The organism is Flavobacterium sp. WC2409 (assembly GCF_041200085.1).
Lineage (GTDB): Bacteria > Bacteroidota > Bacteroidia > Flavobacteriales > Flavobacteriaceae > Flavobacterium.
The window spans coordinates 242,243-256,024 of sequence record NZ_CP165625.1 but is presented as its reverse complement, the minus strand read 5'-3'; the positions used below and the strand labels follow the sequence as shown (position 1 = coordinate 256,024).

Sequence of the window (13,782 nt, the reverse complement as noted above, 5' to 3'; positions counted from 1 at the left end):
AAGTGTTTTAAAACAGTACAAGTAATCGATTGATAAACATAGTAGAAACTATGATTGGCATGTAACTTTTTAAAACTTTGGACTGGACAGTTTTTTCATCTTTTTTAACACTTTAGTATTTACAGGATTTCTAAATTTGATTAGTTGCGGTAAATAAAGCAGTACAATTCCGATAGTTTGGAAATATATTTTAAAATAGCTCCAATCTTTAGTTGCGTATTTTTTAAAATTATGCCAAAATAATCTTGTGATTTTTATGAAAGGAAAAGGATAGTACACCAAATAATAATAAGTGACATTTTTCAATTGTTTTCCAAATCTAAAATAATTTGCACCTGATTTTTTTCGCAATTCCATGTTGACACGATGATTAACAGCTATTCTATTGGTATAAAGAATATCAAATCCTTTCGCTATGACTTCAATAGAAACACAAGATTCTTCTCCGTAAATATCTACCCAAACAGGAAAGCCATTGGTAGCCTTATACACTTCATTTTTAATAGCAAAACCACAGCCAATAAAGTCATTACAATAATACTCATCTACTGTTAATTTTTTATGAAATAGGGCTTCGGTATCGGAATTAAAAATACCTTTAATTTCTTGAAAAGCGAGAACGCCAACAGTGGGATATTTTTCGAAAATAGTTTTGGTAAGTGCTATAAAATTACTTTGCAAAGGATGTGCATCATCATCCAAACCGATTAAATATGTTCCTTTTGCTTTTGGATAAAGTGCATTTCTAGCACCTGAAGCACCAATTGATTTTTCAGATTTTTCCCATATCACCCATTTAAATTGGGTTATTAAAAGTTCAGATGCGTCACTACAACCATCAAGAAAAACCAATACTTCATGGATTGAAAAATTAATTAATTTTTCAAGTATCAGCAGTGTTTTTTCTAATTCTTCTTTTCTGTCTTTAGAAACTATTACAATGGAAGCCTGCATAAATTATTATCGTATTATACTTTTGACCAACTTAATTTTATTCATGAACTTTACTTCGGTAACTATCATTATCCATGGTAAAGGATTATATCTACTGACCTTAGAACGCTTCCAATAATTCAAAATTTTTCTGGCTAACAAATAACTAAATTCATTTCTGTCTTTTATAGAAAAATCATCTTTTGTTTTATGATAGATACCATTAAAAGCATGGATTAATTTTCGAATTTTAGAATTAAATTCCTTTTTTGAAACAGCATTTCTACTAAAATATAATTTATAAATCTCTTCCTCCAAAAATGGAATGCCAAAATAGCTCCAATAATTGGATATAATGGCAGATCGCTCTTCAAGATGTTTATTTATTTTCTCTAAAGACCTATGGTTGCTATTTTCCAAAATACGATACTTCATCAGGTAATCAGGTAAATTAGCCATTGTTCCTATTTTAGAAATTCGAACCCATAGTTCCCAATCTTCACAAGTAGTTATTGTCTCATCGTATCTTAAATTATGGTTTGCGATAGTCTGGCTTCTAAAAATAACTGAGGAGTGGCCAAAAGTAGCTGCAAAGAGCAAATAATATTTAATATATTCACAATCTGTTGGATATTTCCATCCTGCACTAGGATTTTGATTGATATCTTTCAACCAATATCCTTGCGTACCACAAAGCACTATTTCTTTATTTTTATTTAAAAAATCCAATTGTTTTTCAAACCGTTGAGGGTACGCCCAATCATCGGCATCCATGCGGGCTATAAATTCATAATAAGGAAGCAATTCGTCTAATCCTCTGTTTAACGTTTTAGCGATACCTAAATTTGCCGCATTCTTGCGATAAAAAATACGGGGATTATTATATGAGGAAATAATTTCTGCAGTGTTATCACTTGAACAATCGTCATAAAAATACAAATCAAAATCATGGAATGTTTGATTCAAAATAGAATCAATACTTGCTTTGATATAAGGGGCAGCATTAAAAGCGGGTAGTAAAACAGCTAATTTTTTCATTCAATGATCTTTCATAAAAGCAATTAATAATCAAAAATTATTTTTTAAGATTAATAATGGTTTGTTTTAAATAATCAACCGACAAATACTCTTGCAGATCGATTCTATTTAAAAGTAAATTCTCAGGATTTTCCTTCCATCGAGTATACATCTGTTCTATCAATTTGGCTATTTTGGCAACATCATCCACATCTGACCAATATTCGTAGTCAACCCCCAATAGTCTTTTGACTTCACTAAGGTATGGCGCTAAAGAAAGAATCGTTTTATTGGCTGCTACACAATGTGGAAACTTAGCTGGCAGAAAAGGGCTAATTTCGGATTTCGCCTCCAATATAATATTTACAATAGTGTTTTGTTGAATATTAAATACTTCATCAAAGGGGACAATACCATCATGGACATAAAGTTCAGGTATGTTTTTTTTATATTCACCTAACATTTCAGAAAAACCCATGCAAGAACCTATCAAAAGTAGGCGCACTTCTTTTTTTGCCTCTGGACATCTCTCAAAAAACAACTTTAATCCTTCTATCAATCCTTTTGGGGAACGGGCATTTAATAGATTTCCAGCATGGAGCAAATTAAATTTTGAACTATCAAAATAGGATGGAAAAACAGTATTTTGGATTTTATATTTTGAATTTTGATGCGGAATAACAACCCCTGTTCCCATAAAACCAGGAAAATAACCACCCATCCACTCCAGCAATAATTGGCTTGGGAAGGCACTGTGTTTTGCTTTTTCAGCAACTTCTTTAAAGAAGGCTTCTTTAAATTTATAACTGGGTTCAACCCATTGGTAGGGCTGTGGATAGAAATGAAATGGATACGGATCATGAACATAAGCCATCCACTTATCATGCAATTGGGGTAATTTCAAAACAGCATAATGAGGTCTAAAACTACCCCCTTTACTAAGTGTTATTACTAAATCTGGATTGAAAGATTGCTTTTTTAAAGCTTTCACAATACTTCTTGTGTCATTAAAAAAGGTGAACGAAAAACCGAATAATCGCTCAAAAAATGGAGCTAAATTAATAGTGGAATTGCGCTGTATAAGCCTCTGAATTCGACTCATAAAATATAGAGGAGTATATTTCATTTCTGGAATAGCATAACAAGAAGCACCCTTTAACTTTATATCTCTTAGAGTATAATGATACACAAAAACTTCAAAACCAGCTTCAGCCAGATTGTTTATTAAAGCCACATTGGCTTTAGAACCACTACTGTCTTCAATATTTATGGAGTCAACTATAACAATTATTTTTTTCATAATTTACATCCCCAATTAGATCTCCAATCTATATTATTTTTTACAACTTTAGCTGAATTCCCTGCAATAATAGTAAGACTTTCCTTAAAAATTCCTGAGACTACACTTCCTAATCCAACTAAATTTACAGATTCAATAACCACACCAGGTGCAAATAATGAGGATGAACCGATATACACGTGATCTTTAATTATTATTGACAAGTCTTTTTCATTATCCTTAGTATGAACCGACCCATGTGTCCAAAATTCGCTGTTTTTGCCCGCTATCCACGTATTGTTTCCAATATGTATGTTATTCCATAAATCAAAATAGTGATTATTTATAATTCTTGAATTACTGCCAAGATAAAAATTTGCACTTCCTTGAATTACATTTCCTGAATGAATCGATGTATTTGCTCCTATGTATAATTCATTACACGATATAGTAGTTCTATCGGCTATTAAAACATTGTCTCCTATCACCACTTTATTACAATTAATCACAGCCCTTCCTATTTTAACATTTTTACCAATCGAATAACCGAAAATTTGCTTAAGAAGAAACACTTTAAACTCATAATTAGGAATAAATTTAATAATCCTTAAAATTATAGATTTAATTTTCATTCCGTTTTATTTAATAAATGAACGACTATTCTTTTTGAGGCAAGTCCCATACCATATGGGTTTATTTGGTTTTTAAAACCTGAAAAACAATTTAATATTAAATCTATATTATCCTTTATTATTTGTTGCTCCGTCCCCACTAAAACAGAGAACCCTGCCGCCACTCCTTCAGGTCTTTCTGAAACAGTTCGGGTCACAAGTACTGGCTTTCCTAATGTTGGCGCCTCTTCTTGAATACCTCCCGAATCGGTTACTATCAAAAAAGACTGTTGCATCAACCAAACAAAGGCAGGATAGGAAACCGGAGGAATTAGGTAAATATTAGTTTTACTTGCTAATTTTTCATAAACAATATCTTTGACATTCGGATTCAGATGCACCGGATAAACAATAGCCACATCATCTCTTTTTGAAACTGTTAAAAGCGCTTCGCACAGGTTTACGAAACCTTCTCCAAAATTCTCTCTACGATGTCCCGTTACCAACACCATTTTTTTATGGACTGGCAGTATCTTTTTTAAATTTTCAATTTCCAAATGTGAATAGTGCTCATCTTCAATTTTATCAATCGTCCACAATAAGGCATCAATAACAGTGTTACCTGTTTCAACTATAGCTTCTTGATGAATTCCTTCTTTCAATAAATTTTGGGTCGCTGCTGCAGTAGGCGTAAAATGAATATCGGCAATTATACTCGTAAACTGCCTATTGATTTCTTCTGGAAAAGGAGCCAGTTTATTATACGTTCGTAATCCAGCCTCCACATGGCCTACTTTTATACCCAAGTGAAAAGCTGATAAAGCCACCATAGCAGAAGTAGTAGTATCCCCATGAACCAAAACCAAATCTGGTTTTACGGCAGTAAGAACTTCATCCATTTTGAATAATATGCTAGCACTTAACCTATTCAGGGTTTGATCAGGCTGCATCAAGTCTAAATCGTAATCTGGCACTATTTTAAAAAACTCCAATACCTGATCAAGCATCTCACGATGTTGAGCCGTAACACAGACTTTTACATCAAAATTATTTTTTTGCAATTCGTGATAAAGTGGAGCCATTTTTATCGCTTCAGGTCGCGTGCCAAAACACATTAGAATTTGCATGGATTATTTTTTTATAATTCTTTTCTTTAATTTGGTAATTCTAAACCTTAGGGGTAAAACAAAATAAAATGATCGCCATTTAAAATAATCAAATCCCGTATATTCTAATTGTTTCATTAATTGACCAAATAAATCATATTCACTATATCCATATGACATCGCGACAAAATAACGAATTATTGAATAATTTAGCTGTTGTTTTTCCTTAAGATTTTTTATAACTAATAAAATGGCATCAATATTTGATTGCGTCCTGATAGGATCTAATCTGAAATACTGTCCAGTCATAGAATTACTATGTTTGCGTGCAAAAAATAAGGTTTTTTCAATGGATATTCCTGTTATATCCGTGGATAAAATTCTGGAATACAACTCCCATTCTTCGGCATGCAATAAATATTCTGTGTACCGGTTTTCAACAAAGCACTCTTTTTTCCAAAGAACGGCACAAGAATTAAAAGGGAGATCCTGATTTAACAAGCTAAAAACATCTCTTTTATCAATAAAAAAGGAATTATAATCTTTTGAATAATCAAATTTATAATCAAATGTGTCATAAAAAACAGCTCTGATATACCTGCAAAAAGAAACGGCATTACGGGATAATTCTAAAACAGACAATTCTAAATTTTGAGGATGCACGATATCATCATCGTCAAAAAAAATAATATAATCCCCTTTAGCCAAATCCAATCCGTAATTGCGACAACCTGGCAATCCTTTTAAATAATTATCTGGTCGTTTAAAAAACTGAAATCGTTTGTCTTGTTCTAGAACTGGGGCTATAACTTCGGCGGTCTTATCCGTTCCTCCATCATCAATTATTAAACATTCCCAATTTGTAAAAACTTGATTTTTTATGGACTCTAAGCTTTCCCTAATAAAAGAAACTCTATTGTAGGTTGCCATAATGATGGTCACTTGTGGTGGAAACTTGTTCATTTAAATATTGCTTTAATCCATCGTATAGGCTTTAAAACAGCCTTGCCAATTCTAAATTCTATTCTCTCTGTGTTTTTAATTTTTTCTTTTTCTTCTCTATCAATTTTAGATAACAAATGCTTAATCAATAGATCAAAATGAGTAATATATAGCTCACGATGTTTAATGTAAATATATTCTAATAATTCCCATTTAATTTTGTTGGCTTTTGTTGTTGTTGAATTTTCTTTCAAACGGTAATTAAATAATAATTCTGGAATTACATATGCGGTTTTTCCTTTTTTTACCAATCGAATATAAAACTCCCAATCTTCAAAGCCTTTTCTCATATTTTCATCATAACGGCTAGCGGCCTGCCAATCTGATTTTTTAAACATTGCACTTCCCATGGCACAATTAGTAAGTAAAAAATTATTTATTAAACCTCCATCAGGATAAAAAATATCAATAGGACCACTTTTATTAAACCTGTTTACGTTACAAGTCACAATGGCTATTTCTTCATCCTCCTCAAATTTATGAATTGCCTTTTCACAAAAGGTAATTTCAAAAAAATCATCTGAGTCAAGATTTAAAATATATTCACCTTTGGCATAACTAATGCCGTTATTTCGTGCTGTACTTTGTCCTTGATTTTCCTGTGTAATCAACTTCGTGATTTTAGGCTGTAGCTTTTTTAAAATTGTTTTAGTTTCAGCATTAGAACCATCATCAACAACAATCACCTCTTTACAAGGATAAGTTTGATTCAATGCTGAAAGTACTGATTGTTCAATATATTGCGCATCGTTATAACAGGGAATTACTATTGATAGTAAAGGGAAACTCTTATTCATGATTATTAATAATATTCTAATTCACAAAGCAAAAAATAACGATAGTATTTATAAATTTACAAGGTTTTATTCATTATAATTTCCAATTTTTTCATGTACGAAGCCATATCATAGGCTTTAATTTTTTCGGTATTAATATCGCCTTCTATTTTTCTTAACGATTCCGAAATAATTAACTGATTTAGTGAATCATACAACTGTTGCTCATCATTTTCTATTAAAAAAACTGAGTCTTTGAGTAATTCTATACAACCAGGATGATTAGTAGTTACAACTGGCAATCCATATAACATATATTCCATCACCACATTAGGCATCCCTTCTATTTCAGAAACTAGAACACCAATATCTAAAATATTCAAAACATCTTGAACTTTAACTTCTGAAAGAATAGAAATTTTAAAACGCAATCCTTTTTCTTTCACCTTTTCCTTTAAATAATTGAATTTACTTTGAGTTACAATCGTACTATTTTTATTTCCCAAAAAAATTAAATATATATTATTGTGTTTTTCAGTCAATTTCTCGAATACATCTAACAATAGTTCATATTTTTTTTCGGGACGATAGTGGGCAACCATCCCTATTACAGTAGCATTTTGAGGGATTTCATATTGAGATCTAAGTGTTTTTTTATCGTCTTTTATATATTCCAGAGATACATACTGAGGTAAAACATTTAGTTTTTTAGGATTTATTTTATAAATAGTTTTAAACATATTCAAACAATTAGTAGCATTACCAATTACACAAGGAATATTATTTACTGCAATACTTTCAAATATATCAAGACTATTACTATCTAGTCCCAACTGATGCCAAAATGTAAATTTAGCGGATGGCAATAATTTATATAAATAATAGGATACTTTGGAAGGGAAATTTAAAAAAGGAATAATTATATCTGGTTGATAAGGAAATAACCCCTTTCTAAGCTTTAAAAGATATTTTATGGACCAAATGAAACGTTTTAGATTTTTATAAGTAAACTCTCTCTTAAATATTAAATACGGACTTCCAAAATGCAGAATGTTTTGAACACCACATTCCTTTGCATAATTCTCGAACTCACTTGACATTTCTTCAGAAAAGGTTAGTAATAGATTTACGGTACAATTGTAATCTCCAGTTAAAACTTTTGAAATCCCTAAACCTTGCCTCTCTGCACCGCCTAAACAACCGGTATGAATCACAAGTAAAATTTTTTTATTATAAAAATCCATAGTTTTAAAATATTATCAGCCCTGTTTTCTACTATGTTTTAATTGCTATAAATTTTTCAATTCTTTCATTGAGAATAAAACAACCTCTACTTAAAATGAAACAGAAACTATCTTGATAGACAAACCCCAAATTTTGATAAATGATATATTCAAAGTAAAAAAAATCCAAACCATTCATTGACTATTTTTTTTGTAACATCTCTACTTCGATCAAAATAAACAGCCAGCCTGAATAATATTTCACTAATACCATTTGAAACGATTTTTCCCATAAAATAGAACTGGGTAGTAACAAAGAACCATTATGGAGTTTTAGGCATTTATAAAGTGATTTAAAAATTTCTTCGTCATTTTTATTCCAATAAAAAAGTTCATAGCTTTAAAAAGAGGAGCATAATACGGCTTATCCAAATAACGACAATTTTCATCTATGATCACATTAAACTCCGATTTCATATAAAATCTTCGGGCATAACGTTTTCGTAATTGTTTTTTTAAGGCATTTAAAAAAAAATGTTTTTCGTCAGAGTTATTTTGCAGCAAATCAAAAAACACTTCTGGCAATTGCTTACTAGCTAATTTATCGTGACTTGTAGAGGATTCACTATGATCTCTATATGATGCTAAAGTTTTTTCAGAACCATAAAAAACAAAGCCACTAATTAACATCTTCAACCATAAATGATAATCTTCGGCATTTTGTATAGCCGGTTTCTCTGAAAAACCATCAACTAATAGGATTTTTTCTTTTTTGGCAAGTACTGTAAGAATGGGAATTCTATTGATTTCAAGAAAAAGGCTTAATGCTTCTTCTCCTTTAAAGACTTGGTTAAGGATATTAATCTTCCTACTTCTGTCAGAAATATTATCATTATTGAAAACATAAGAATTCGCAAAAACTAAATCTACATTTTTTGCTTTTATTTCCTCTAATTGAATATCTAACTTTTCTGCCAGCCATAAATCATCAGCATCCAAAAATGCTATATACTTTCCACGGCTATGAAGTAATCCTAAATTTCTGGCCTTACCTTGTTTACCGTTTTCTTGGTGAAAATATTTTATTCGAAGATCTTGGCTGCAATTATTAATTATTATTTCCGAAGTTCTATCTGTAGAGCCATCATCAATAATAATCAATTCCCAATTAGTATATTTTTGTGCAATTACAGAATTAATTGATTCCTGAATATATGCCGAAGCATTGTATGCAGGCATAATAACTGAGACTACTGGTTTATTTACATCTTTATCCATTCTTCAGGTATTAATGTCGTGGTATCTAAATCTTTTGTGCGAAACCAATTCTTTGGCGCTATTACCGTTTTGTCAGGATTAGTATTCAACCATGCTGCCCACCAACTAAAGGAACTATTGGCAATAATATTATGTTTGCAAAAACTCATTAATAGCATATCCTTCCAACTATTCTCGTCCTTATTGTGGTCAACAACTATTTTTGAATAGGGCAAATCATTAAATTGCTCTTTGACCCAATCACTATCATCCGAAAAGAAAACCAAAGTTAAGTCCATATTTTTGGATGGGAATAGTTTTATGGCCTCTAGATAATAGTCCAAACTACAACTACCATGATATTGTGCTGTTTTTTCGTCATTTACATAATCCCCTCTTCTAATATGGACAGAAATTGAGTTTGAATTCTTTATTTTAATTAATAATCCGTTGTTAATATCGTCTAATTTATCGACAGGAAAAGAAAACAGTTGCCTTATAAAACCCTCATATCCAACAAGGTATTTGTAACTCTGAAAATAACCTTGTAGATATACTGGAGATTGTATTGACAAAGCATCCGTTTGAAAACCAAAAGTAGATTCAACGTATATTTTAGGATAACAAAACCCCAGTTTTTTTTTAACCTTATTTATTTTAGACAAATAATGAAAAGAAAGGATATCTGCATTTGAAGCCACAGTGTACTCATTATTAAAAATGACAAGCTCAAATTTTCTTGGTGTAAACCCAAGCCTTTTTTCTGTCCTTTCAAAGAAACTAGCATCTATGAACACACTTGTATTATTCTTTTTGGCAAGTATACTTGCAAATGAATATTGAAACATTTGATTGCCTAGACCGCCTTGTAATTTAATCAATAGCATTATATTTCTTTTTGCCATACACTTTTCCTAACAAAAATTGTATTGATGTTAGTGTCTGCATATAATATATATCCCTTGTTTTCAATATATTCAATTAACTTAGTGTTTTTAATTCCATTTCCACTTGTTGAAAATGAAATTGTTTCAATACATATCACAATTGGATAATTATTTTTAAAATCAATCTCTTTAATAATTATTTCATCTACACCTTCAGCATCAATACTTAAATATTGCGGAAAAACTCCTTTAGAATATTCATCTATAACATTTTTCAATGTTTTAACCTTTATATTTTCAACCCTTTTTATTTTATAATTACCTTCTTGTGTATACTTATTTGCTTCTTCTTTCGAAAATGTATTCAATGTAGGAGTAGAAATAATATAAAAATCCAATTCACAATTAGTATCACTAATTCCAATATTTAGATTTGTATCTTCTTTTCTATACTTCAAAAATTCCTTGAAAAGAGTAGGGTCAGGTTCTATATTAAAACCTCTACAACCATTTTTATAAAACAAAGCTGTATTGCTAATATAATAAGGGTGATGTGCTCCAATATCAATATAAGTTGGATGATTTATTCCCAAATAATCAAAAATGAATTTAACAATCAAGTCTTCTCCGCATTGAGAAAACGATATTTTTATATACTTGTCATCAACTGAACTAAGTAATTTAGTAATCAATTTATTTTTTATTTTTTTTAAAGTCATTTTAATTAAACCTAATTATAAACGATTCTATTTAAAATCAAACTTTTGTTCAACTTTAATTTTCATTTGATTGTTAATGTACCCACTTTTATTATTAATAATAGATTCATCTTGTTTATGAACAATGTCTGATATAGTCAAAATAATATCTTTATCGATATAATCAATACTTTGAAGACCTCTAGAAATCCCGACAACTAATTTATATTGACCTGAATTAAAATGCACAATTTCTTCAACGAAACTAGCTATATAATCTCCAGGCCCTACATTTAGAGGAGCAGACCAAGTGGTCCTAATTGAAGTATCATTTAGATCTGAAATACCTAATGCAACTATTAAATTTTTTATATTTTCTTTCACCTTAAAATGTATTTTTACCGTCCAAGGTTTTCCAATTGGTACTTCATTCATTAAATTTCCTTCAACATCCTCAATACTTAGCTTAGTAGCGTAAGCAATTTTAGCTTCTGATAATTTATGGCTAAATATATATTCTGAATCATTCAATTCCGTTTGGTTTAAATAGAATTTTATGACTTCCTCTGTTTTACCTTTCATTACAAATTTTCCATTATGTAATAAAATACATTTAGTACATAACTTTTGAATTGCCGCCATATTATGACTCACAAACAACACCGTTCTGCCTCCTTTTTTAGAAATATTCTGCATTTTACCAATAGCTTTTTTCTGAAACTCAGCATCGCCTACAGCAAGAACCTCATCCACTATCAAAATTTCCGGTTCGAGAAAAGCTGCGACGGCAAAAGCCAAACGTACATACATTCCACTACTGTAGCGTTTTACAGGGGTATCGATATAACGTTCGCAACCCGAGAAATCAATAATTTCATCCAACTTCGAGGCAATTTCTTTTTTGGTCATTCCCAAAATAGCACCGTTAAGGTAAATATTCTCTTTTCCCGTCAGTTCCGGGTTAAATCCCGTTCCCACTTCAAGCAATGACGCGATACGACCTCGTGATTTTATACTACCTGTAGTAGGAGACGTCACCATTGATAATATTTTTAATAGAGTCGATTTTCCTGCTCCGTTTTTGCCAATGATGCCCAAAAGTTCACCCCGTTCTACCTCAAAATTAATATCTTGCAACGCCCAAACATAGTCACTTTCCCCTTTGGAACTGCGGTCGTTGGTATCGCCTATCTTAAGGTACGGATCTTCCTTGCCGCGAATTTGATGCCACCATCGATTCAGGTCGTGACTGAGAGTACCCGTTCCTACCTGCCCGAGACGGTATTGTTTAGAAATGTTTTCAGCTTTTAAAATAATATCCTTACTCATTTTTGTTCTTTGGGGTAAAAGTAACGGTCGCTCATTACTATTTATTTTTTGGTTTGAAAAAAAATAAACGATTTAGCAATTAATTTGATTTCTTCAAAAATTGTTAATTTGAAATTCAGGCCGGGTTTAACTTTTAAATAATTGAAATAAGTTTTAGGTTGATAATTGGGTTTAGTTATGAAACACCGCTTGACTACCAATTTTTCCAAATCTACTATTTCTTTTTTAAACCCCACAGGCTCAAATAAATTTTTTATATTAGAGTCTAATAATTTTATTTGCAATTTTCTAAAAATTGCAATATCATTATAATGAATACCTAATCCATTATTAATCACTTTATCTAACACCAATTTTTCCTGTGGCAACAAATTTAGTTCTAAACTATTAAAAACAGTATGCTTGATCTCTAAGACACTGTCCATTTGCTTCAAATTTTGTCGGCTCGATATTTGAGAATTGTGCATGCGATACTGGAATAAAACTTCTTGCAAATTATGTAACAAACTTCCTTGCAAGGCTAATCGAACCCATAAATCAAAATCTTCTACTGTTTCCTTTGATGAATCATACACAATAGGTAACGCATCCTTTGATTGATTTCGCATCATTATAGATGAATGTGCCATACAATTTCCCTTTAAAAAGGCTAATTTAATGGCATCATGATGCTCCGGAAGTTGTATAATTGTATCTGTCCCTATGACAGTATACCATGACCCACAAACTGTTATATCTTGATTCGCATCTAAAAAAGCAACTTGCTTAGCAAAACGATTTGGAAGACTGATGTCATCGCCGTCCATTCGGGCAATATAGATGCCTTTTGCCATTTGCAATCCTAAATTTAAACTATTTATCAAACCAGTATTTAATGGTTTTTCAATTAATTTAATTCTGGAATCAATATAACTTTTTATTATTGAAACAGTCCCGTCTGCAGATGCATCATCAATGATTAAAAACTCAAAATCAGAAAATGTTTGACTCAGTATGCTATCTATCGCTTCTTTAATGTACAATTCGCAATTGTAGACTGGCATTAATACGGTTACAGTAGGTACTGCGCTCACAATCAAATTCATTGGTTTGAAATTAAATCTTTAGTGGATTTTAGCACGTTCAAATATATTTGAGTCAATTTATAATTGTGAGTTATTAATGAATTGACGATTACAAATGCGTATTTAATCATTTGATTACCTGAAGCGCCGTGAAGTTTAACAATTATCATTTATTTTTTCCAAAAACTTTTTATTACAAAAATTAAAAGTTTATCATATCAATAATAACTCATTAAAAACATATCATATAAGATCATGTTTTACAAGAAATTCAAATTTTTTATTGTTATTTCTGATATATTCTATTAACTCTTCAAATATAGGATAATACCGGGCTCAAATGAACTGCCTTTCAAAATCAATTAATAAAATGTAGTTAAATCGTTAACTAATAAAAATTGAATCCTACTCTTCAAATATAGTATACACTTTTTGTCCTTTTGCTTTTTTAACATCCGAATAATCCCATCCAACCTGAATATTGCTGTCTTTTTTATATTTTCTAATATTTTTTTGATTTTTCAAATAATTTAACAGATAAAATTTCATTAATTTTTGTCTACTGCCTCTACCATTGCCCAAAAGTACGTTCCTGTTTAA

The 13,782-nt window shown here is 30.8% G+C and carries 14 protein-coding genes; all 14 read right to left on the bottom strand.

Features of this window, described 5'->3' with window-relative positions:
* Positions 1–69: 69 nt before the first annotated feature.
* The gene (locus AB3G34_RS01115) at positions 70–954 is read right to left on the bottom strand and encodes a glycosyltransferase family 2 protein (protein ID WP_369753190.1); all 885 of its coding nucleotides are present in this window, start codon (positions 952–954) and stop codon (positions 70–72) included.
* A 6-nt stretch (positions 955–960) separates the two neighbouring features.
* The gene (locus AB3G34_RS01110) at positions 961–1,971 is read right to left on the bottom strand and encodes a glycosyltransferase family 2 protein (protein ID WP_369753189.1); all 1,011 of its coding nucleotides are present in this window, start codon (positions 1,969–1,971) and stop codon (positions 961–963) included.
* A gap of 37 nt (positions 1,972–2,008) precedes the next feature.
* On the bottom strand, positions 2,009–3,250 hold the full coding sequence (locus AB3G34_RS01105; RefSeq protein ID WP_369753188.1) for a UDP-glycosyltransferase: 1,242 nt from the start codon (positions 3,248–3,250) through the stop codon (positions 2,009–2,011).
* On the bottom strand, positions 3,247–3,861 hold the full coding sequence (locus AB3G34_RS01100) for a hypothetical protein (protein ID WP_369753187.1): 615 nt from the start codon (positions 3,859–3,861) through the stop codon (positions 3,247–3,249). The genes AB3G34_RS01105 and AB3G34_RS01100 overlap by 4 nt, the downstream gene beginning before the upstream one ends.
* A complete protein-coding gene (wecB, locus tag AB3G34_RS01095) occupies positions 3,858–4,967 on the bottom strand; it encodes a non-hydrolyzing UDP-N-acetylglucosamine 2-epimerase (RefSeq protein WP_369753186.1) in 1,110 nt (369 codons plus the stop codon). Before wecB ends, AB3G34_RS01100 begins: the two co-directional genes overlap by 4 nt.
* A 3-nt stretch (positions 4,968–4,970) precedes the next feature.
* Entirely contained in the window at positions 4,971–5,909 is a 939-nt protein-coding gene (locus AB3G34_RS01090; RefSeq protein ID WP_369753185.1) for a glycosyltransferase family 2 protein, read from the bottom strand.
* Positions 5,906–6,745: a glycosyltransferase gene (locus AB3G34_RS01085; protein WP_369753184.1), complete on the bottom strand. Its 840-nt coding sequence runs from the start codon at positions 6,743–6,745 to the stop codon at positions 5,906–5,908. Before AB3G34_RS01085 ends, AB3G34_RS01090 begins: the two co-directional genes overlap by 4 nt.
* A gap of 56 nt (positions 6,746–6,801) precedes the next feature.
* Positions 6,802–7,968 (bottom strand): glycosyltransferase, encoded by a 1,167-nt coding sequence (locus tag AB3G34_RS01080; protein ID WP_369753183.1) that lies wholly within the window; start codon positions 7,966–7,968, stop codon positions 6,802–6,804.
* 312 nt (positions 7,969–8,280) lie between these two features.
* Positions 8,281–9,225 carry a glycosyltransferase family 2 protein gene (locus AB3G34_RS01075; protein ID WP_369753182.1) on the bottom strand — a complete coding sequence of 315 codons (945 nt, stop codon included), beginning with the start codon at positions 9,223–9,225 and terminating at the stop codon, positions 8,281–8,283.
* Positions 9,210–10,109, bottom strand: a complete 900-nt coding sequence (locus AB3G34_RS01070) for an alpha-1,2-fucosyltransferase (RefSeq protein WP_369753181.1) — start codon at positions 10,107–10,109, stop codon at positions 9,210–9,212. The genes AB3G34_RS01075 and AB3G34_RS01070 overlap by 16 nt, the downstream gene beginning before the upstream one ends.
* Positions 10,091–10,810 carry an FkbM family methyltransferase gene (locus AB3G34_RS01065; RefSeq protein ID WP_369753180.1) on the bottom strand — a complete coding sequence of 240 codons (720 nt, stop codon included), beginning with the start codon at positions 10,808–10,810 and terminating at the stop codon, positions 10,091–10,093. Before AB3G34_RS01065 ends, AB3G34_RS01070 begins: the two co-directional genes overlap by 19 nt.
* A 27-nt stretch (positions 10,811–10,837) precedes the next feature.
* The gene (locus tag AB3G34_RS01060; protein WP_369753179.1) at positions 10,838–12,118 is read right to left on the bottom strand and encodes an ABC transporter ATP-binding protein; all 1,281 of its coding nucleotides are present in this window, start codon (positions 12,116–12,118) and stop codon (positions 10,838–10,840) included.
* A gap of 41 nt (positions 12,119–12,159) precedes the next feature.
* Positions 12,160–13,203 (bottom strand): glycosyltransferase family 2 protein, encoded by a 1,044-nt coding sequence (locus tag AB3G34_RS01055; RefSeq protein ID WP_369753178.1) that lies wholly within the window; start codon positions 13,201–13,203, stop codon positions 12,160–12,162.
* Between the two features lie 384 nt (positions 13,204–13,587).
* Positions 13,588–13,731 (bottom strand): hypothetical protein, encoded by a 144-nt coding sequence (locus tag AB3G34_RS01050; RefSeq protein ID WP_369753177.1) that lies wholly within the window; start codon positions 13,729–13,731, stop codon positions 13,588–13,590.
* Between the last annotated feature and the right edge of the window lie 51 nt (positions 13,732–13,782).